16 protein-coding genes are annotated in these 20,972 nt (G+C 71.4%); 3 read left to right on the top strand and 13 right to left on the bottom strand.

Features of this window, described 5'->3' with window-relative positions:
- Window positions 1–45: 45 nt before the first annotated feature.
- From ACFVDP_RS38410 to ACFVDP_RS38380, 7 genes are all read right to left on the bottom strand, one after another.
- The gene (locus ACFVDP_RS38410; RefSeq protein WP_383500553.1) at window positions 46–759 is read right to left on the bottom strand and encodes a PspA/IM30 family protein; all 714 of its coding nucleotides are present in this window, start codon (window positions 757–759) and stop codon (window positions 46–48) included.
- Window positions 760–847: 88 nt separating this feature from the next.
- Entirely contained in the window at window positions 848–2,950 is a 2,103-nt protein-coding gene (locus ACFVDP_RS38405; RefSeq protein ID WP_383500550.1) for a TPM domain-containing protein, read from the bottom strand.
- Window positions 2,951–3,044: 94 nt separating this feature from the next.
- Window positions 3,045–4,451: a glucoamylase family protein gene (locus ACFVDP_RS38400; protein WP_383500547.1), complete on the bottom strand. Its 1,407-nt coding sequence runs from the start codon at window positions 4,449–4,451 to the stop codon at window positions 3,045–3,047.
- Window positions 4,452–4,739: 288 nt separating this feature from the next.
- Window positions 4,740–5,951 (bottom strand): glycoside hydrolase family 1 protein, encoded by a 1,212-nt coding sequence (locus ACFVDP_RS38395; protein WP_383500544.1) that lies wholly within the window; start codon window positions 5,949–5,951, stop codon window positions 4,740–4,742.
- Window positions 5,952–6,025: 74 nt separating this feature from the next.
- A complete protein-coding gene (locus ACFVDP_RS38390; protein ID WP_383500541.1) occupies window positions 6,026–6,883 on the bottom strand; it encodes a carbohydrate ABC transporter permease in 858 nt (285 codons plus the stop codon).
- Window positions 6,880–7,854, bottom strand: a complete 975-nt coding sequence (locus tag ACFVDP_RS38385) for a carbohydrate ABC transporter permease (protein ID WP_383500538.1) — start codon at window positions 7,852–7,854, stop codon at window positions 6,880–6,882. The genes ACFVDP_RS38390 and ACFVDP_RS38385 overlap by 4 nt, the downstream gene beginning before the upstream one ends.
- Before the next feature lie 76 nt (window positions 7,855–7,930).
- Window positions 7,931–9,175, bottom strand: coding sequence for a sugar ABC transporter substrate-binding protein (locus ACFVDP_RS38380; RefSeq protein ID WP_383500535.1), 1,245 nt, complete (start codon window positions 9,173–9,175; stop codon window positions 7,931–7,933).
- Window positions 9,176–9,445: 270 nt separating this feature from the next.
- Here ACFVDP_RS38380 and ACFVDP_RS38375 point away from each other — a divergent pair, with 270 nt between their 5' ends.
- Complete coding sequence (locus tag ACFVDP_RS38375) at window positions 9,446–10,456, top strand: acetylxylan esterase (RefSeq protein ID WP_383500532.1); 1,011 nt, start codon at window positions 9,446–9,448, stop codon at window positions 10,454–10,456.
- A 611-nt stretch (window positions 10,457–11,067) separates the two neighbouring features.
- Here the strand turns inward: ACFVDP_RS38375 and ACFVDP_RS38370 are convergent.
- Window positions 11,068–12,168: a LacI family DNA-binding transcriptional regulator gene (locus tag ACFVDP_RS38370; protein ID WP_383500529.1), complete on the bottom strand. Its 1,101-nt coding sequence runs from the start codon at window positions 12,166–12,168 to the stop codon at window positions 11,068–11,070.
- 117 nt (window positions 12,169–12,285) lie between these two features.
- Window positions 12,286–13,044: a phosphotransferase gene (locus ACFVDP_RS38365; protein WP_383500526.1), complete on the bottom strand. Its 759-nt coding sequence runs from the start codon at window positions 13,042–13,044 to the stop codon at window positions 12,286–12,288.
- Between ACFVDP_RS38365 and ACFVDP_RS38360 the strand changes: the two genes are divergently transcribed.
- Window positions 13,043–13,954, top strand: coding sequence for a hypothetical protein (locus ACFVDP_RS38360; RefSeq protein ID WP_383500523.1), 912 nt, complete (start codon window positions 13,043–13,045; stop codon window positions 13,952–13,954). The genes ACFVDP_RS38365 and ACFVDP_RS38360 overlap by 2 nt on opposite strands.
- Window positions 13,955–13,984: 30 nt before the next feature.
- Here ACFVDP_RS38360 and ACFVDP_RS38355 read toward each other — a convergent pair whose 3' ends face one another.
- Genes ACFVDP_RS38355 through ACFVDP_RS38340 form a run of 4 tightly spaced genes read right to left on the bottom strand, consistent with a single transcriptional unit; the run spans window position 13,985 to window position 17,873 of the window.
- Window positions 13,985–14,758, bottom strand: a complete 774-nt coding sequence (locus tag ACFVDP_RS38355; RefSeq protein WP_383500520.1) for a succinate dehydrogenase/fumarate reductase iron-sulfur subunit — start codon at window positions 14,756–14,758, stop codon at window positions 13,985–13,987.
- Complete coding sequence (locus ACFVDP_RS38350; RefSeq protein ID WP_383500517.1) at window positions 14,755–16,686, bottom strand: fumarate reductase/succinate dehydrogenase flavoprotein subunit; 1,932 nt, start codon at window positions 16,684–16,686, stop codon at window positions 14,755–14,757. The genes ACFVDP_RS38355 and ACFVDP_RS38350 overlap by 4 nt, the downstream gene beginning before the upstream one ends.
- A gap of 16 nt (window positions 16,687–16,702) precedes the next feature.
- A complete protein-coding gene (locus ACFVDP_RS38345; RefSeq protein WP_383500514.1) occupies window positions 16,703–17,542 on the bottom strand; it encodes a hypothetical protein in 840 nt (279 codons plus the stop codon).
- A gap of 43 nt (window positions 17,543–17,585) precedes the next feature.
- Window positions 17,586–17,873: a hypothetical protein gene (locus ACFVDP_RS38340; protein WP_383500751.1), complete on the bottom strand. Its 288-nt coding sequence runs from the start codon at window positions 17,871–17,873 to the stop codon at window positions 17,586–17,588.
- A gap of 558 nt (window positions 17,874–18,431) precedes the next feature.
- Here ACFVDP_RS38340 and ACFVDP_RS38335 point away from each other — a divergent pair.
- On the top strand, window positions 18,432–20,771 hold the full coding sequence (locus ACFVDP_RS38335) for an ABC transporter family substrate-binding protein (RefSeq protein ID WP_383500511.1): 2,340 nt from the start codon (window positions 18,432–18,434) through the stop codon (window positions 20,769–20,771).
- The last annotated feature ends 201 nt before the right edge of the window (window positions 20,772–20,972 follow it).

The following is a 20,972-nucleotide window of genomic DNA, read 5'->3' as shown; positions in this document are numbered from 1 at the left end:
GAGCGCCCGGCTCAGGATCCGCTCGGCTTGTTCCGAGCGCCCGGCTCAGGACCCGCTCTTCAGCGCGGCGAGCCGGGCCTCGATCTCGGCCGCGTCGCCGAGCGTGTCGAGCTGCTCGAACTGGGCGTCGAGGGACGACTCGGCCAGTTCCTGCTTGCCGAGCGCCTTCGCCTCCTCGCGCCGCACCTTGTCCTCGAAGCGGCCCAGCTCGCTGGTGGGGTCGAGGACATCGATGTTCTTCGCCGCGTCCAGCATCTGGTTCTGCGCCTGGGCGGTCTTGGCGCGGGCCACCAACTGGTCGCGCTTCGACTGCAGTTCGGTCAGCTTGGTCTTCATCTGGTCGAGCCCGGCCTTGAGCTTGCCGACCACCTCGGTCTGCGCGGCGATCGTCGGCTCGGCGTCCTTCGCCTCCTTCTCGGACTGCAACTGCCGGCCCAGCGCGACCTTCGCGAGGTTGTCGAACCGGTCGGCGTCCGCCGCGGTCCCGGCCGCCCGCAGCTCGTCCGCCTTCTTGCTGGCCGCGAGCGCCTTGCCGCCCCACTCGGCGGCGGCGTCCACGTCGTCCTTGTGGTCCTGCTCCAGCATCCGCAGATTGCCGATGGTGGTGGCCACCGCCTCCTCGGCCTCCGCGATGTTGTTCGTGTAGTCGCGGATCAGCTGGTCGATCATCTTCTGCGGATCCTCCGCGCCGTCGAGCAGCGCGTTGATGTTCGCCTTCGCGAGCTGCGCGACCCGGCCGAGGATGGTCTGCTTCGTCATGGTCAAGTCCTCACGTACTAGGGGGAGCAGGTGGAACAGGTGGAACAGGGGGGGACAGGGAGGGGAACAGGTGGGTGGGTGAACGGGGTCAGAAACGCCCGCCGCCGCCCCGGCGACCGCGCGTCCCCCCTCCGCCGAAGCTGCCGGGCCCGCCCGCGCCGCCGAAGCCGCCACCGCCTCCGCCGAACCCGCCACCGCCCCCGCCGCGTCCGCCGTTCAGCAGCCCGCCGAGGATGATCCCGCCGAGCACCGCGCCGCCCATGCCGCTGCCGCCGCGCCCGCCGCCGCCCCCGCCCCCGTAGGGATTGCCGTAGCCGCGCACGTCCTGCTCGGCGAGGGACTGCGCCTGCCGGGCCAGGGCGTCGGCCTGCTGCGCCTCGGTCAGTGCGGCGGCCGGGTCGCTCTCCTGGCCGGCCTGTGCGACTCCCAGGCGCCGCTCGGCCTCCGCGAGCCGGGTGCGGGCCTCGCTGCCGACGGCGCCGCGGTGGGTCGTGATGAAGTCCGCCGCCGCTCCCGTGCTGCTGCGTGCGGCGAGCAGGGCCTGGCCGAGCAGGGAGCGGGCGCGCGCCGTGCCCGCATCCCGCTCGCGGGCCGCCACCAGCGCCTCGTCGAGCGCCGTGTCCGCCTCCTCGACCCGGCGCAGCGCGTCGATCGGGTCGTACGGTCCTGCCGCCAGCTCCGCACGCACCTGGCCGACGACGGACTCGACCCGGGCGATGCGGCCGCGCAGATCGGCGGTGGAGACGCCCTGCCCGGTGCCCTCCAGGAGGCCGCGCGCGTCCGCGAGGTCGGTGTCGGACTCGGTGAGCGCGGCGGGCAGCTTCTCGTCGGCCTCTGCCAGCTCACCGGCGAGGCGGTCGATCGCGGTGACGAACGTGCCCGCCTGGTCGACGGCGCCCTCGGCGGCCCGCAGATGGACGACGCCCTTGCCCGCGTCGCCCGCGTCGACGTTGCCGCGGGCCTGGTTCAGCTGGGTGGTGGCGAACACGAGCCGGTCCTTGGCCTGCTCGACATGGCCCGTGACGCTCTGGAGCGCGGACGCCGCGTACTTGCCGCCGAGGGCGGTCATGGTCTCCTGCGCGCCGGTGGTGCGGGCCGCCAGTTCGCGGAAGGCCCGCTCGGCGTGGGCGAGCGCCTCGGGGGCGTTCTGCTCCAGGGCGCGCAGCCGGTCGAAGTCCGCGGACTGGGCGTCGAGCCCGCGCCCCGCCCCGGTGCACCGGCTGATGATCTCCTCCAGCATCCGCCGCTTCGTCGCGTCGTCCTCGGGGAACGCGTCGTCGAGCTGCTGGCGCAGTTTGAAGGCGGCGGTCAGCTCGGCCTGCGCCGCGGCGAGCGCCGCCTGGAACTCCTTGACCGCGTCCTCGCCGAACTGCGCGGTGGCGAAGCCCAGCTCCTCGGTGCTGGTGCGCACCGCGTCGTCGGTCTCGACCAGCAGCAGCCTGGCCTGCTTGTCCAGCTCGGGCAGCGGCGTCTGCGGCGTCCGTGGCGTCTTGCCCCAACCCTGTGCGCCGCCGCCGGACGGGCGGCCGGTGCTCCCGCGCCGCTTGCGGCGGGTGTACGCGTACGCGACCACGGCGCCGGCCCCGCCGACGGCGATGACGGGCAGCACCAGGTCACCGGCGCCGCTGCCGCCGGAGTCGCCCGCGCCCGGGTCGGCGGCGCCGGGGGTGATCGTCGGGGTGGGCACGGGCCGGCCCGCGACGACGGCGCCGATGCCGTTCGCGGCGCCCACGGCGGCCCCCGCCCAGTCGTTCTTGCGCAGCGCCGGTTCCACGCCCGTCTGCGCGATGTCCTGGATCTGGGCGTCGGTGAGCCGGGAGTCCTGGTCGACGGAGAACGCGTACTGCCGGTCGTGCGTGGCGACGGCCAGCAGGACGTCGTTGAGGCCGAGACCGTTCTTGTCGGCCGTGGTGTCGGCCCAGCTCTGCGCGGAGCGGCCGGAGAAGTCGCGCACGTAGACGACGAAGAGCTGGATGCCGCGCGCGTCGTCGAGGTCGGCGAGCGCGTCGGCGGCCGCGTCCTCGCGGTCCCCGAGGGCGTTCACCTTGTCGGTGAGCTGTCCGGTGCGGGAGAGGGTGACCGGGTCGTCGGCGTGGCCGGGGGACGCGGGCAGCAGCAGCCAGGCCAGACAGAGCAGCACGGCTGCGGCCGTCCGCGCGGCTATCGGGCGCGGGGAAGCGGCGGGCGTCACGTTTGGGAGCGTATGTCCGTGAAGAAGGTGCCGCGACCGGGGCGCCCCCACAGCACCCTCACGGTCGCGGCACCCGTCTGTGGGGCCGGGCGGTTCAGACCGAGAACCGCTCCTTGGCCAGCAGCGGCCGCACCCGCGCCGCGAAGCCGCCGGTGCGGAACGGGCGCTGGAGCAGGCCGGGCCGCAGTTGCTGGGCGAGCGCGGCGGCGATCATGCCCTGGTCGAGCGCGAGCACGAAGTCGCTGATCCGGCCGGTCGTGACGTCCACCGAGTCGCGGAAGCCGTACGTCTCGTCGTACGCGCCGAAGTCCGCGTCCAGCGCCTTCAGGTTCGCGACGGCCTCCCGGCGGGCGTACGGCAGCGCGAGGAAGGAGGCGTGCGGGGTGACGACCCCGAGCGAGTGGTAGCCGTCCTCCTGCATGCCGAGCGCGTCGACGCCGTACTCGCGGTAGCCGCCCTCGGGGATGTTCGCCGGGGAGAACCCCCAGTAGCCGTACCCCGCCTCTTCGAGCCCGTGCTCGATCTGGCCGCGCACATAGCGGCCGTGCGTGACGCCCCAGGAACCCGGCGACCACTCCGGCTCGGGCACGAACAGCGGGACCATCAGCGCCTCGAACATCGAGCCGCCCCAGGTCGGCACGAACGTGCGGCCCCGGTAGGTGTAGTGGCCCTGCCAGACGCGGACGCCGTCCATGGCCACGTACGAACCCTCCGGCTCCTGCTCCTGGCCGCTGCCCGGCAGCAGGGTCCGGAAGAGGTGCCAGTAGTGGTCGGCGGGCAGGCTGCCGTCGGCGATGCCGAGGTAACTGGCCATCCTCGGCTCGGTGTTGAGGGCGCCGTAGTGGTGGCCCGTCGGCTCGCCCTTGCCCGGCTTGTCGGGCCAGAAGCCGCCGCGCAGCTGGCCGGGGCCCGCCACCGGGTCGGCCGGGTCGTACGGCGTGTAGTAGTACGACCAGTCGGCGCCGGCCAGCAGCCTCGCGACGCGCGGGCCGAGCGCGGGGGCGGCGTCGGCCGCGATCCGCAGCCCGGTCACCAGCCAGGCGTTGTCGACCGAGGACAGGAACGGGCGGACCGTCTCGCCGGTCGCCGGCCAGCTCGTCAGCACGCTGCCGTCATGGGCGTCGTACCAGTTGAACCAGAACCCGTGCGCCCGCTCCAGACGTTCGACGGCCGCGACCGTCCGCGTCAGCCGGCGCTCCATCTCGCCCCGGGTGATCACCCCGAGCCCGCCCGCGGCGGCCGTCGCCCACAGCCCGCAGCCGATGTTCGTCGGCGAGGTCTGCACGGACGGCACCGGCCGGCCGGGACCGCTGACGTCGATCTTGTCGGCGGTGAGCCCGAGGTCGGTCGTCATCGCCTCGATCGAGCGGTACGTCGAACGGAACCAGGTGCGCAGGCGTGCCGGGTCGACGGCGGCGGAGGCACTCGCGGCCGGGGCGGCGCCCAGCGTGAGCGCGGCGCCACCGGCGCCGGCGGCCATGAGGAACGTACGGCGATCCATGAAGGTCCTTCTCCCGGGAGATCCGAACGGGCAGCTGTGGAAGGGAAGTTCGTGGTGCTCGTGAAAGGAGGCGGGAGCCGGCGCCGATCAGGTACGGGCCGGCCCCCGCCGTGGTGGACCCGCGAGGTCAGGTTCCGCGGGTCCTCGGGACCGGGACAGCGGGGGTCAGGGTCCGCGGTCCCGTGTGTCACGGGCGGCCCAGGGGGGGGCGGGTCGCCCGTGACGGTTCGGGAGGTGGGCGGCGGCGACGCAGGGGTTCGAGCCGCCGCCCACCGGCAGGGGGGTGTGTCAGACGCGCGGCAGGGCGCGCTCGCGGCCCAGGCCGCCCAGCCAGTGCGCGGCCGGCTTCGGGGTGCGGGCGAAGGTCTCGCCGTCCCAGCCGATGAGGCCGAACGTCGCCTTGTAGGTGCCCCACTCGTAGTTGTCGAGCGCGCTCCAGGCGAGGTAGCCGCGGACGTCGATGCCGTCCTCGATGCAGGCCGCGACCGCGTCCAGCGCGCCCGCGTAGTAGTCGATGCGGCGCTGCTCGTCGCCGGTCGCGATGCCGTTCTCGGTCACGACGATCGGGGTGTCCGGGCCGATCAGCTCGGCCGTGTGCCGGATCGCGTGGCCGACGGCCTCCGGGTAGTACTCCCACGACGTCAGGGTGCGCTCGGCGTCGGCCGGGGCCGGGATCGGGCCGTCCGCGCCGATCTTCGTCCGGGTGTAGGACTGCACGCCGATCCAGTCGTCGCCGCGCGCCGCCTCGATGAAGATGTCCTCACGGGGGTGGCGGTAGGCGGCGGTGACGTCCTCGGCGCCCGGCTCGGCCTGGTAGACCTGGTTGGCGATGGTCCAGCCGACCTTGATCTCCGGCTTGATCGAGCGCACGGCCTTCACCGCGGCGTGGTGCGCGGCGATGACGGCGTGCGTCGTCTCCTCGTCGGGGAAGGGCAGCCCGGCGGGCGGGAAGCCCTGGTCACCGCGCTTGGCGAGACCGGCCATCACGGCGATCATGTTCGGCTCGTTGATGGTGCAGACGTGCTCGACGCCCTCGGCGATGATCGGCGCGCACTCCTCGACGTACCGCGCGAACAGCTCGACGGCGCCCTCGGCGGTGAAGCCGCCCAGGTCCTCGAACCACTGCGGGATCGTGAAGTGGTGCAGCGTGACGTTGGGCCGCAGACCGCGGGCGATCGCGCCGTCCACCATGCGCCGGTAGTGGGCTATCTCGGCGCGCGAGAAGTAGCCGCGGACCGGCTCGATGCGGGCCCACTCGACGCTGAACCGGTAGTCGCTGAAGCCGAGTTCGGCGAGCAGGTCCATGTCCTGCTCCCAGCGGTGGTAGCTGTCGCAGGCGTCCAGGCTCGGTTCCTGGATCCCGGCCGCCGGGTCGTGCTCCTTGCGCCACCAGTCGCTGTTGACGTTGTTGCCCTCGATCTGGTGGGCGGCGGTCGAGGCGCCCCACAGGAACCCGTCGGGGAAGGGGAGCGTGCGCGTCGGGGCAGGGGTGAGCGTCATGGTGATGATGCCTGTCTTTCTACGTGCGTACGTGCGTGTGGGGGCCGGGGCGTACCGGGGCGGGCCCGAGGGGCCTACTTCATGCCGGCGGTGGCGATGCCCTGGGTGAAGTGGCGCTGGAGGACCGCGAAGACGACCAGGACCGGAAGCACGACGAGCAGCGAGCCCGCCATCAGCATTCCGTTGCCGCCGCCGACCGTGCGGTTCGGGTCGTTGGCGAAGGTCGCGAGGGCCACCGGGAGCGTGTACTTGTCGGGGTCGTTGGTCGCGATCAGCGGCCAGATGAAGTTGTTCCACGACCCGAGGAACGTGAAGATCGTCAGCGTCGCGAGGGCGGGCTTGACCAGCGGAAGGACGATCCGCCAGAAGATGTACCACTCGCCGGCGCCGTCCATCCGGGCCGCTTCGAGCAGCTCGTCCGGGATCGACTGCATGAACTGCCGCATCAGGAAGACGCCGAACGCGCCCGCCGCGAAGGGCAGCACCAGGCCCGCGTAGGTGTCCAGCAGGTTCAGCTGGTTGATCAGCACGAACAGCGGCAGGACCATCAGGTTCGCCGGGACCATCAGGGCGGCGAGCACGACGCCGAAGACCTTCGAGCGGCCGCTGAAGTTCAGCTTGGCCAGCGCGTAGCCGAGCATCGAGCAGAACAGCAGGTTGCATACGGTCACGAGCACGGCGACGATCACCGAGTTCAGGAAGTACCGCGGCATGTCGAGCTGGTCGAGCAGGTCGGTGAAGTTCTTCAGCGTCCACTCGGTGGGGATCCAGACCGGCGGGCTCGCGGTCAGGTCCTTCTTGGTCTTGAAGGCGCTCAGCGCCATCCACAGGAACGGCGCGGCCATCACCAGCAGACCGAGCGAGGCGACGACGTAGAGCAGCGGCTTGCGGCCTCGGCCTGCGGGCCGGCGGGCGGGGGTGACGGCGCTCATTTCGTGTTGTCCTTCATCAGTCGCAGCTGCAGCACCGTGATGCCCATGATCACCACGAACAGGACGTACGCCATGGCGCTCGCGTAGCCCATGTTGAAGAACCGGAAGCCCTGGAAGTACATGTCGAGCGACACGGTCATCGTGGAGTCGGAGGGGCCGCCCTGGGTCATCACGAACGGCTCCTCGAACACGTTGAGGTAACCGATCGTCGTGATGACCGTGGCGTACAGGAGCGTCGGGCGCAGCAGCGGCACCGTGATCCTGCGCAGCTCCTGCCAGGCGCTCGCCCCGTCGAGCCGGGCGGCCTCGCGGACCTCGGCCGGGATGGCCTGGAGTCCGGCGATCATGAGGACCATCACCGTGCCGAGGTTGCGCCACACCGCCATCACGATCAGCGACGGCATGGCCCAGGTCTCCGAGCCGAGGAAGTCCGGCGCGGTGAAGCCGAGTTCGTCACCGAGCCCGGCGATCAGCCCGTCCGAAGGGTCGAGCACGAACCGCCACACGATGGCCACGGCGACGATCGTCGTGACCACCGGCGCGTAGAAACCCACCCGGAAGAAGGTGCGGGCCCGGTCGATGCCGTTGTTGAGCAGCACCGCGATCAGCAGCCCGAGCCCGATGGTCAGCGGCACCCCGACGACCACGAAGTACGCGGTGTTGAACATCGCGCGCAGGAACTGGTCGTCGCTGAACAGCTTGGTGTAGTTCTCCAGGCCGACGAAGTTCGCGTCCATCGGCTTGCGGACGTTGCGCTGCCCGAAGTCGGTGAAGCTCATGACGAGCGTCGCCACGATCGGGAAGAGCATGAAGACGCCGAACAGCGCGAGGAACGGGGTGGAGAACAGCCAGCCGGCCAGGTTCTGCTTCCCCATCGGGCGCTTCTTGCGCCGGCCCGCGCCCTGCGGGGGCTCGCCGCCCGGGGCCTTGCCGGCCCCGGAGCGCGCGGGGGTGGGTGTCGTGGTGGACATGGTCCGCCCTTCGGACTTCCTCCGGCGTGCGCCTGCGACCGCCGGAGGGTGGGGGTTTCATTCGTGAGGCGGGTCGTTACTTCTGGACGAGGCTCTCGATCTCGCCCTGCGCCTTGTCGAGGGCGGCCTTCGGGGAGGCCTTGCCCTGGGCGGCGTCCTCGATCGCGGTGTCGATCTTCGAGGTGATCTCGGACCACTTGGGCTGGGCCGGCGAGACCTGCGCCGACTCCATCTGCTTCTTCCAGACCTTCATGTTCGGGTCGGTGGCCAGCTCACCGGAGGACCAGGCGGTCATGTTCGCCGGGAGGTCCTTGGTGCGCTGGTACCAGTCGGCCTGACCCTTGGTGCCGGTCAGGTACTTCACGAGCTCCTTGGCGGCGGCCTTGTGCTCGCTGTCCGCGGAGATCGTCAGGGCCGAGCCGCCGGCCATGGAGGCGGAGGTCTTGTCGGTCGGTACGTTGGCGATGGCCCACTTGCCCTTGAGGTCGGGGTAGTTGTCGTCCAGCAGACCCATGTGCCAGGGGCCGCCGAAGAACATCGCGACGTCGCCGGTGTTGAAGTCCTTGGTCACGTCGTAGCCGGGGCGCACCGACTTCGCCGCGAGGCCCTTCTTGAAGTAACTGGTGTAGTTCTCCAGGGCCTTGACGGCCGCCGGGCTGTTGGCGACGGTCTCGCCGTCCTTGGTGACGATCTCGCCGCCGGCCGAGTACAGGAACTGGTAGAAGCTCTGCACCGAGTCCAGGCCGTTGGGCTGGATCGACAGGCCGTACTTCGAACCGGCCTTCTGGTACTTCTCGGCGGCGGTCTTCAGCTCGGCCATGGTGGCCGGGGCCTTGTCGATCCCGGCCTTCTTCGCGAGGTCGGTGCGGTAGTAGAGCACGCGGGTGTCGACGTACCACGGCACGCCGTAGGTCTTGCCGTCGTACTCGCCCTGCTCCCAGCCCGCCGGGAAGTAGTCCTTCTCCTGGAAGGTCTTGGTGTCGACCGGTTCCAGGGCGCCCATGTCCGCGAACTCGGTCATGTAGCTGCCGCCCATCTGCATCACGTCGGGCAGCTTGTTGGCGGCCGCGGCGGCGACGAGCTTCTGGTGGGCGACGTCCCAGCCGATCGGGGTCACCTTCACCGTGATGTTCGGGTTGGCCTTCTCGTAGACCTTGGCGACGTCGGCGAGCTTCTCGCCCTCGGTGCCCATGGCCCAGACGGTCAGCGTCTGCTTCGCGTCGGCCGCGACCGAGTCGCCGCCGGAGCCGCCGCAGGCGGTGAGGGTGAGCGCGGACGCCAGGCTTACGGCGATCGCGGCAGTGGTTGCGCGGCGGTTCATGGACGGCTCCTCCTTGAGCGGACCGTGGAATGTATGCGCTGTCTGTAAGCGCATACATCACTCTGTGGCAGCCGCCTCGGATGTGGCAAGAGGGGTCTTGGTCACACTCCCGTAACGGGACGGAAAGCCGGGGTCCCGCCGGGCGCTGCCGGACACGGCCGCGGTGCTCGCCGTGCAGGGCGAGCGTAAAACAGACATTCCGTTTTGAGCCGGACCACCTCGGAAGAATTGGCCTGTACCGGGTGTGATCTCTGCCCTAGGGTCGCGGCCATGACAGTCTTCACGCACGATTTCCCGTTCGATCCGACGTACGGCTACACCCTCGCCGACCTGCGCGGTGTCTCCGCTCCCGGCGGTGCCCCGGCCGACTTCGACGCCTTCTGGCGGGGCCGGTACGAGGCTGCTGCCGCGGTGCCGACCCGGCCGGAGATCGGCCCGCTCGTGGAGGAGCGCGACGGCTTCCGCATCTTCGAGGTGACCTACACGTCGGTGGGCGATGTGCGGCTCGGCGGCTGGCTCGCGCTGCCCGCGGAGGGCCCGGCCGAGCACGGCTTCGTCATCGGGCACGGGTACGGGGGCCGCGACGGGGCGGGCCCGGACGTGCCGCTGCCGCTGCCCCGGTCGGCGGCGATCCTGCCGTGCGTGCGCGGGATGGTGGAGCGCGGGCTCGTCGACGGGGTGCCGTCGGTCTCCGCCGAGCATGTATTGCACGGGATCGCTTCGCGGGAGACGTACGTGATCGGGGAGTGCGTCGCCGATCTGTGGTGCGCGGCGTCGGCGCTGCTCGAACTCGTCCCGGAACTGCGGGAGTCGGTGGCCGCGGGCCAGGGCCTCGGCTACCTCGGGGAGAGCTTCGGCGGCGGCCTGGGCGCGCTGGCCCTGCCCTGGGACGACCGGTTCGCGGCGGGGGAGCTGACGGTGCCGACGTTCGGGAACCATCCGCTGCGGCTGACGCTGGACTGCGCGGGCAGCGGGGCGGCGGTCCGCCGATACCACGCCGAGCACCCCGAAGTCGTCGACGTGCTCGGGTACTTCGACGCGGCGACGGCGGCGACCCGCCTGACGAAGCCGGTCCTGGTCGCGGCCGCGCTCTTCGACCCGTCTGTGCCGCCGCCGGGGCAGTTCGCGGTGTACAACGCGCTGGGTGAGGGTGAGGGTGAGGGTGGGGCCGGGGAGCTGCTGGTGCTGGAGGCGGGGCACTTCGAGTGGGAGGGGGAGGCGGCGGCGCGGGTTGAACTGGCTCGCGCCAAGGGGGAGTTCTTCGGGCGGGTGCTCAAGTGAGGTGCGGGGAGATTTAGTTCGGGTGACGTGCTCGTCCGTGGCTCTCGTGGTGGCTGGTGCCGCCGTTCCCCGCGCCCCTGAAGGATCTGCGTCTGCCCCACGGGGTTCGTTGCGATCTGCGGGCCGGTGGCCTCTTCTCGCGCAGTTCCCCGCGCCCCTGAGGCATGCGCTGCGCGCAGCCTCTCCTTGAGGCTGCGCTTCGCGCGCCTCTGATGAGGGCGGGGACGGGCCCCTTGTCGAGGGTGGGTGGCGCGCCTCTGATGGAGAGAGTGCACGAAGTGCGCATCTCCAGGGGCGCGGGGAACGGCGCGAGCAACCACGGCGAGACCGGCACCCGACGTGGGAGCGGGCGGAGCCCGCCTTTGGGGGCGCGGGGAACGGCGCGAGAAGCGGCCACCGGCGGTCAGTCGACCGACAACCCAGGGGCGCGGGGAACGGCGCGAGAAGCGGCCACCGGCGGTCAGTCGACCGACAACCCAGGGGCGCGGGGAACGGCGCGAGAAGCGGCCACCGGCCCGCAGCCGAAGAACGGCGCAGGGGCGCGGGGAACTGCGCGACCGGCCACACGCGACCCGCGCTCGAACGACGACCCTCCGAGCGGCCCCGCCCGACTACACCCCGCCCGGCGTCCTACCCCCACCACACCCGCAACTCTCCCGCCGAGTGGGCGAAACCGGCAGCATCATCGACACGGGCTCCTTGTTCTGCTGCCCGGTGAGCCGGCGCACCAGAAGCTCCACCGCCTCCTCGCCCATCCGCCGCATCGGCTGCCGCACGGTGGTGAGCGTCGGCCGGACCAGGCGGCTCAGCGCGATCCCGTCGAACCCGGTGACAGCGATGTCATCCGGGACGCGCACACCCCGGCGCTCCAGCGTGTGCAGCGCGCCGACCGCCATCTGGTCGTTGGCGAACACCAGCGCCTCGGGCCGCGGCCCCGGCCGGTCCAGGAGGGCGTCGGTGGCCCGCGCTCCCTCGGCCTGCGTCATCATGGCGACCCGCAGGTCGGGGGCGTCGGACACCGGTACTCCGGCGGCCCGGCACGCCTCGGCATGGCCCCGGAAACGCGCGGCGACGTCGGGTGACTCCTCGGCGCCGATGTAGGCGAGGCGGCGCAGGCCGTGGTCCTCGATGAGGTGCCGGGTCAGTTCGCGCTGGCCGTCGGTGTTGGCGGTCTCGATGTGGTCCAGGTGATCGAGGTCGTCCGACTCGCGGGGCCCGGCCAGCATCACCACCGGCTGGCGCCGCGAGATGACGTCCAGGTCCTCGGTCGGCACCGTGCGGGCCAGCACCGCGAACCCGTCCACCCGCCCCGCCACCTTCGCCAGCTGGCTCTCCGGCCCGCCCTTGAGCGACGCGGCGATCAGCAGCGCGTACCCGTGCCGGCGCGCGGCGCGCTCCATGCCGCGGATGATCTGGTCGGAGTAGAGCATCGCGGCGTCGTCGTCCGGCTCGTCACCGGCCCCCGTCTCGGCCTCGGACTCGGCGTCCGGGTCCGAGTAGTCGGGAAAGCACAGGCCGAGAACGCCGGTGGAGCGGCTGGCGAGCCCGCGGGCGTTGCCACTGGGTACGTAGCCGAGCTCGCGGGCGCTGGCCAGGACCCGCTCGCGGGTCTGGGCGCGGACCGAGTCGGGGTTGCGGTAGACCCGGGAGACGGTGGCGATGGAGACCCCGGACCGCTCGGCGACGTCGTACACCGTGGGGGCTGTGTTCATTGGGTAGTCCCCCGAGTGCGTGGAGTGACGGAAAGCGTAAATGAAAGCGCATTCACCCTAGGCCGCGAGTGGCCGACGGGGCAAGACTCGCCGTCGCGCGTGCAGGCCCGGCGCCGCTCAGCGCGCGGTGGCGTCCGCCCGGACCAGATCCACCGCCACCCCGAGCCGCCGCTTCTCCGCCGGGCCCAGCGTCGGGTTCGCGGTGCGCCGGGAGCGGGCCTCGTCGAGGGCGCCGACGAGACCCGGCGGCGGGTCGGTGAGCAGGGCGGCGAGGGCCACCCGGACCGGCGCGGCCTCGGGCCGGCCGGGGTCCACGGCGACCTCCGCGAGGATCAGCGCCGACATCGCCCAGTCCAGAGCGGGCGCCCCCTCCTCGGCATTGGCCCAGTCGATGACGACGGGGCCGCGCGGGGTGCGGATGACGTTCTCCGGGTGCAGGTCGAGATGGAGGACATGCCCGCCGGGGCGCGGCGGCAACGCGTGCAACTGGCGCAGCAGCTGCGCGAGTTCATGCCCACCGTCGACGGGGGAGAGGCCGCCGCGCAGTATCCCCTCCGCCTGGGTCGGCCCGTCGAGACGCTCGATGACCAGGTCGCCCAGGGGCAGGCCGGTGACGGCACGGACATGCGGCGCCGGATAGCCGTGCTCGTGCACGTACGTCATGAACGCGGCCTCGCGCAGGGTGTCCCACCCCTCGCGGTGCCGGCGCAGCACCCACAGGTCGTCGAGCGCGTAGACGTCGGCGGTGCGGCCGGAGCCGAGAAGGGGGAGCCCGGACGGCTTCAACTCGCCTATGCCGGGGGCAATTTCATCGAACGAGTGAACCGCGTTGAACTCCCCGCCCTGCCGTTCACCCTGCCCATAGGTTCCGGTCATGGTCACAGCGTCCCACGAAGCCTCGCACCGGATCTTCCAGGAGCGCCCGGAGATCCTCGCCCCCGTCTTCGGGCTGCTCGGTGTGCCGATACCCGCGAAGGCGAAGGTCGAGGTCCTCACCCCGGACCTCACGGAGGTCCGGCCGATCGAGCGGCGGGTGGACAGCCTGCTGCGGATCGAACCGTCGGAGGGCGCGAGCTTCCTGCTCGCCGTCGAGGCGCAGTCGAAGCGCGACGACCGGAAGGGAGACTCCTGGCCCTACTACATCGCCTATCTGCGGACGAAGTACCGGCTTCCGGTCCTTCTGCTGGTCATCTGCCGGGACCGTCCCACGGCCGCCTGGGCCGCGGGGCCCTTCATCTGCGGCGTCGACGGGTGGACCGCGCAGACCACCCACCCCCTCGTCCTCGGTCCCGACAACGTGCCGGTGATCACCGATGCGTCGGTGGCCGCCAGGGATCTCGCGATGGCGACGTTCTCGGCGCTGACACACGCCCATAGTCGGGACGTTCCGGCCATACTGGATGCACTGGCCCGCGCTCTGAGGGCGACCGACGACAAGACCGCCCAGTACTACATCGAACTGCTGGACATCGGCCTCGGGGACACCTCGGCCGGAGCGACATGGAGAGAGACGATGAGCGTCATCACCTATTTCCCGGGCCGGGGCAGCTTCCGTGAGGAGGCCTATCTCGAGGGCAAGGCTGAGGGCAAGGTCGAAGGCGAGGTCGCCGGGCTGGTCGAAGCCGTAGCCCGGGTTCTCGACCGGCGGGGAGTCGCGCTGACCGACGCCCAGCGTGAGCGCATCCTGGCCTGCGCCGAGCTCGACGTGCTCCACCAGTGGCTGGACCTGGCGGTGTGTGTGACGGACGCGGACGCTCTCTTCGGCGAGGGCGACACCCAGGACTGAGGCCCCGTCCCCGGATCCGGCGACGGCGCGCTACGAAGACCGCCGCCGGATCTTGTTCCCCAGCCACACCACCGGATCGTACTTACGGTCAACTGCCCGCTCCTTCAAGGGAATCAGCGCGTTGTCCGTGATGTGGATGCCCTCGGGGCAGACCTCCGTGCAGCACTTGGTGATGTTGCAGTAGCCGAGGCCGTGTTCGTCCTGGGCGGTGGCCTTGCGGTCGAGGCCGGAGGCGGATGCGGCGTCCAGTGGGTGCATGTCGAGTTCGGCGACGCGCATCAGGAAGCGCGGGCCCGCGAACGCCGCCTTGTTCTCCTCGTGGTCGCGCACCACATGGCAGGTGTCCTGGCACAGGAAGCACTCGATGCACTTGCGGAATTCCTGCGAGCGGTCCACGTCCTCCTGCATCATCCGGTACTCGCCCGGCCCGAGATCCTGCGGCGGCACGAACGCCGGGACCTCGCGTGCCTTCGCGTAGTTGAAGCCGACGTCGGTGACCAGGTCACGCACGACCGGGAAGGCGCGCAGCGGCGTCACCGTGATGGTGTCGGCGGGGTCGAAGACCGACATGCGGGTCATGCACATCAGGCGGGGGCGGCCGTTGACCTCCGCCGAGCACGAACCGCACTTGCCCGCCTTGCAGTTCCAGCGGACCGCCAGGTCGGGGGCCTGGGTCGCCTGGAGCCGGTGGATGATGTCGAGGACGACCTCGCCCTCGTTCACCTCGACCTCGAAGTCCTCCAGGCCGCCGCCACCGGTGTCCCCGCGCCACACCTTGAAGTGCGCGTCATAGGCGTCGCTCACTCGAACAGCTCCTCTTCGGCCAGGTACTTGACCAGCTCCTCCTTCTCGAAGAGGGCCAGCAGGTCGGGGCGGATGGGTTCGGTCTCCTCGCGTACGAGGCTGATCTGGCCGCGCACCGGGTCGGTCGCCGCCAACCCGCCGGTCGGGTCCCGGAGTTGGCAGAGCAGGTTCACCCGGCGCCAGGCCCGGTCCATCGCCCCGTGGTCCTCGCGGGTGTGACCGCCGCGCGACTCCGTGCGTTCCAGCGCGGCGCGCGCCACGCACTCGCTGACCAGGAGCATGTTGCGCAGGTCGAGCGCGAGGTGCCAGCCCGGATTGAACTGCCGGTGCCCCTCGACGCCCGCCCGCCGGGCCCGCAGCCGCAGATCGGCGAGCTTGCGCAGCGCCTGCTCCATCTCGCCCTCGCGGCGGATGATGCCGACCAGGTCGTTCATCGTCCGCTGGAGTTCCTGGTGGAGCGTGTACGGGTTCTCGGGGACCGCGCCGTCCTCGGGACCCTCGGCGGAGAAGGGGCGCAGCGCCTCGGCCGCCGCCGTGTCGATCTGGAGGTCGACGACCGACGGGCGGGCGGTGAGCCCGGTGGCGTACGCGGCCGCGTGCAGTCCGGCCCGTCGGCCGAAGACCAGCAGGTCGGAGAGCGAGTTGCCGCCGAGCCGGTTCGAGCCGTGCATACCGCCCGCGACCTCACCTGCCGCGTACAGACCGGGCACGCCGCGCGCCGCCGCCGTGTCGGAGTCGACGGCGATGCCGCCCATCACGTAGTGGCAGGTCGGGCCGACCTCCATCGGCTCGGCCGTGATGTCGACGTCCGCCAGCTCCTTGAACTGGTGGTACATGGACGGCAGTCGGCGCCGGATGACGTCGGCGGGCATCCGGGTGGAGACGTCGAGGAAGACACCGCCGTGCGGGGAGCTGCGGCCCGCCTTCACCTCCGCGTTGATGGCGCGCGCCACCTCGTCGCGGGGCAGGAGCTCGGGCGGGCGGCGGTTGTGGTCGGGGTCGTCGTACCAGCGGTCGCCCTCGGCCTCGGACTCCGCGTACTTCTCCTTGAAGACGTCCGGGATGTAGTCGAACATGAACCGCTTGCCGTCGGAGTTCCGCAGCACTCCGCCGTCGCCGCGCACCGACTCCGTGACGAGGATGCCCTTCACCGACGGGGGCCAGACCATGCCCGTCGGGTGGAACTGCACGAACTCCATGTTGAGCAGCGGCGCGCCCGCGAGCAGTGCGAGCGCGTGGCCGTCGCCCGTGTACTCCCACGAGTTCGACGTCACCTTGAAGGACTTGCCGATGCCGCCGGTCGCCAGGACCACGCCCGGGGCTTCGAGGACGAAGAAGCGGCCGCTCTCCCGCTCGTAGCAGAAGGTGCCGGACACCCGGCCCCGGTCGTCCTTCAACACCCTGGTGACAGTGCACTCCTGAAAGACCTTCAGGCGCGACTCGTAGTCCCCGGTCTCCTTGTAGTCCTCCTGCTGGAGCTGGACGATCTTCTGCTGGAGGGTGCGGATCAGCTCCAGGCCCGTACGGTCGCCGACGTGGGCCAGGCGCGGGTACTCGTGGCCGCCGAAGTTGCGCTGCGAGATCCGGCCGTCCTTCGTCCGGTCGAAGAGAGCGCCCCAGGTCTCCAGCTCCCAGACGCGGTCGGGGGCCTCCTGCGCGTGCAGCTCCGCCATCCGCCACTGGTTGAGGAACTTGCCGCCGCGCATCGTGTCGCGGAAGTGGACCTTCCAGTCGTCCCCGGAGTTCACATTGCCCATGGCGGCCGCGATGCCGCCCTCCGCCATCACCGTGTGGGCCTTGCCGAACAGGGACTTGCAGATCACGGCCGTACGCGCGCCGCGCTCCCGCGCCTCGATGGCGGCGCGGAGCCCCGCGCCGCCGGCGCCCACCACGACAACATCCCACTGCTGCCGCTCCACAACAGACATCACAGGGCCCCAACCATTAGAAGAACCTCGGATCGTCGAAGGCGCCCGAGGCGACCAGGTACACGTAGAAGTCGGCGAGCGCGACGCTCACCAACGACGCCCAGGCGAGCAGCATGTGACGGGCGTTCAGCTTTCCGACCCAGCCCCACAGGCGGTAGCGCACAGGGTGTTTGGAGAAGTGCTTGAGCCGGCCGCCCACGATGTGCCGGCACGAGTGGCAGGAGATCGTGTACGCCCAGATCAGCGTGATGTTGAGCAGGAAGACCAGGGTGCCCAGACCCATGTGGCCCCATGCGTAGTGCTCGTCGCGGAAGGACAGGACGGTGTCGTACGTCAGGATGCAGGCGACGAGTACGGCCGCGTAGAAGAAGTACCGGTGGATGTTCTGCAGGATCAGGGGGAAGCGCGTCTCGCCGGAGTACTTCTTGTGCGGCTCGGCCACCGCGCAGGCCGGGGGCGACGCCCAGAAGCCGCGGTAGTAGGCCTTGCGGTAGTAGTAGCAGGTCAGCCGGAAACCCAGCGGGAAGATCAGGATGAGCAGGGCCGGTGACAGGCCCCACCAGCCCCCGAAGAGCTCCCAGTTGGGGCCGTGGCGCATCGGCGCGCAGTTCTCCGACAGGCACGGCGAGTAGAACGGGGACACGTACGGGGCCGCGTAGTAGTGCGCGTTCGAGAAGGCGCGCCACGTCGAGTAGACGATGAAGGCGAGCAGGCCCGCGGCGGTCGCCGCCGGGGCCAGCCACCAGCGGTCGGTGCGCAGGTGGGACGCGGCGATCGCGGCACGGGTCCGGCCGCGGACGCCGGTGCCGCTCTCGGTATGGGGTTCGGTACTGGAGGGTTGGGTGCCGGTGGCCAACGAAGCCTCCGCTCGAAGGGTCAAGGACGTGACCGGGGATGCGTCAGGGGGCGTGCCTGTCCCGTGCGCCGAGTCCCTCGTCGTCCGAATCCGTCCACAAAGAGCTGTCGTACGGGGTGTCGGGGATCGGGACGAGGTCCGGGCGGCGGGGTGCGGTGTCCGTGGCCGCCGCCTCGCGCAGCAGGGCCAGGCTCTCGCGCAGATGGTCGGCGTCGGCCCGTACGCGGCGGATGTCCGGACCCCCGCCGAGCTGGGGTTCCAGGCGGCCGACGGCGCGCGTGAGGTCGTCCAGGCAGCGGGTGGCTGCCGCCAGATCGTCGGTCAGGGACATGATGTGCCTCGCTTCCGCTGGTGCGGCGGAGATGCTCATGCGCCTGCGAGTGTCGCGCGTCACATCGCCGTTTGTGAAGGGAGCGGGGCGGATTGGCGGGGCACGGCCCGGTGTGCGCCCCCTTGACGCGCCGGTCCGGCGCCCCTGGGTTGTCGTTCGCCCGCGGCCCGGTGGGGGCTTCTCGCGCAGTTCCCCGCGCCCCTGAGATGCGCACTTCGTGCGCCATCTCATCAGTGGTGCGCCCCCGCCTCCCAGGGGAGGCTGCGCGAAGCGCATGCCTCAGGGGCGCGGGGAACTGCGCGAGAAGCGGCCACCGGCCGGTGGGTGGCGACGGACCCCCCCCGTGGGGCAGACGCGGATCTTTCAGGGGCGCGGGGAACTGCGCGCTCAGCCACGACGAAAGCCGCGCCCGGCCACCGCCCCATTGGTCCGCCCGGGGGGTTCCGGGGGGCCAAACCCGTGTCGCCGCCCCCTAAGAGGTCCCGGCCCGGATAGATGTGATCAACCGCATATACCGCCAAAAGTGATCAACCGGCCCGTACCGGAGGTAGCTCCGAGATGCACCAGACCCCCAGGCGCCCAGGCGCAGCCCTGCGCTCGGCCGCGTTCCTCGTGAGCGGCGCGCTCGCCGTGACCGCCCTCGCCGGGTGCGCCGCGGACGACGAGGCGGGCAAGCCCTCCGCCGGGCAGGACATCGCCCCCGCAGCCCGCGACCAGATCAAGGACGGCGGCACCCTGCACTGGGCCGTCGACAATCTGCCGCAGACCCTGAACTCCTTCCAGGCCGACGCCGACGCCAGCACGTCCCGGGTCACCGGCGCCGTCCTGCCGTCGATGTTCCGCCTCGACGAACAGGGCCGCCCGAAGGCCGACCCCGACTACCTGGAGAAGGCCGAGGTCATCGAGACCGAGCCCAAGCAGGTCGTGCTGTACAAGCTGAACCAGCAGGCGGTCTGGAGCGACGGCCGTGAGATCGGCGCCCCCGACTTCGCCGCCCAGTGGCGCGCCCTGTCCGGCAAGGACTCCGCGTACTGGACGGCGCACAACGCCGGCTACGACCGCATCGAGAAGGTCGAGCGCGGGGCGAACGACCTGGAGGTCCGGGTCACGTTCGCCAAGCCGTACGCGGACTGGAAGGCCCTGTTCTCGCCGCTGTACCCCAAGGACGTCATGGGGACCCCGGACCACTTCAACGACGGGGCGCGGCGCAAGCTGGCCAACACGGCGGGCCCGTTCGCCATCGACTCGATCGACCGCGACGCCAAGACGGTCTCCCTCAAGCGCAACCCGCGCTGGTGGGGCAGCCCCGCCAAGCTCGACAAGCTCGTGCTCAGCGCCGTCCCGCGCGGCAAGCGGGCCGCGGCCCTCGCCGCGGGCGACCTCGACCTCGCCGACCTGGACTCGGGCGGCGCCGACCGCGTCGCCTTCGCCGGCCGCGACAAGGGCACGGCGGGCCCGCTCGCCCACGGCCCCGGCGCCGACCTCACCCCGGGCCGGGCGCTGCGCTCCTGGGCGATCGTGCACGGGGACGACGAGGACGCCGCCGAGGAGGAGATCGCGGCGCGCGCGAAGACCCGTAAGGCCGTGAAGAAGTACGCGAAGGAGCAGCAGAACCTGAGCGGCTTCGTCGTCCGCAAGTCGCTGGAACCGGCCTACACGCAGCTCGCGCTGAACGGCACCGAGGGCCCCCTCGCCGACGAGCGCGTCCGCCGCGCCGTCGCCCGCGCCATCGACCGCACCAAGCTCGCCGAGGCCGTCCTCAAGCCGCTGGGCCTGCCCTCCGGCACCGTCGACAACCACCTCGCGCTGGCCGGCCAGGAGGCGTACGCCGACAACAGCGGCGCCCTCGGCGACCAGGACACCGCCCAGGCCCGGGCGCTGCTCGCGGAGGCGGGCTGGGTGCCCGGCGGGCCGCTGGAGAAGAAGGACAAGGAGGAGAAGGCCAAGGAGAAGACGGCCGGCTCCGAGAACCAGGCCAAGGACTCCGACGCGGACACGGACTCCGAGGACGCCGACGACGGTACGTACATCGTCGGCGAGGACGACCAGAAGCCCGGCGCCGACGCACCCCTGCTCCTGGGCCCCGGCCCGCTCGCCGCCGCCCAGCACACCGCCCTGCTGCACCAGGCCGACGCGGTGAAGGTGCGCAAGGCCGACAAGGAGAAGGGCAAGCACTCCAAGTCCAAGCACGCCAAGCACGCGAAGAAGCACAAGAGCGACCACGCCGCCGAGGGGCTCGGCAAGGACGCGAAGACGTACGTGAACCAGGGCGGCGCCCCCGGCGCGTACGCGCCCAAGGGCACGGCCGCCCCGGCCGGCGCCGCCGCGGGCCCCCTCGCCAAGGACGGCAAGCCGCTCACCCTGCGCTTCGTCCTGCCCTCCGGGGCGGGCTCCGAGCAGCTGCGCACGGTTGCCGACCGGATCACGCAGATGCTGGAGAAGATCGGTGTGCGCACGGACATCATGAAGGTGGACGACGAGAGATACTTCAAGGACCACATCGCGTCCGGCCAGTACGATCTCGCCCTCTACTCGTGGCCCGCGTCCGCCTACCCGGCCACCGACGCCCGCCCCATCTACGCCAAGCCGGTCCCGGCCGCCGACGGATCGCTCACCGTCGAGCAGAACTACACCCGGGTCGGCACCGACCAGATCGACCAGCTCTTCGACGAGGCGATCGGCGAGCTGGACGCGGGGGAGGAGCGCTCCCTGGTGAAGCAGGCCGACGCCCGTATCTGGGCGGCCGCCGGCTCCATCCCGCTCTATCAGCGCCCCGAGCTGGTCGCGGCCCGCACGAACGTGGTCAACGCCGGCGCCTTCGGCTTCCAGGAGCCGCACTACGAGAACATCGGCTACCTGAAGGCGGGCGCGAAGCCGTCGGCGAGCCCGTCCTCCTGACCTGCGGCCTTGCCCGCGACAGCGGGCGAGCCTCAGATCGAGCTCAAGTCCCTTGCCCCCGGGTCCGCCCGCGGGGCAAGGTTCGTTCTAACCCGTTGACCTGCTGTTTTTCCTCACCACAGGGCTCGCCCCCCACACCTCACCGAGCCCCCGCAAGCCCCCTACCCGTCGAGCCACGTACGATGGGGTGAGGCCGTGGCG

Source organism: Streptomyces sp. NPDC057694 (assembly GCF_042799415.1).
Taxonomy (GTDB): domain Bacteria; phylum Actinomycetota; class Actinomycetes; order Streptomycetales; family Streptomycetaceae; genus Streptomyces.
This window is presented reverse-complemented; position numbering and strand designations above follow the sequence as displayed.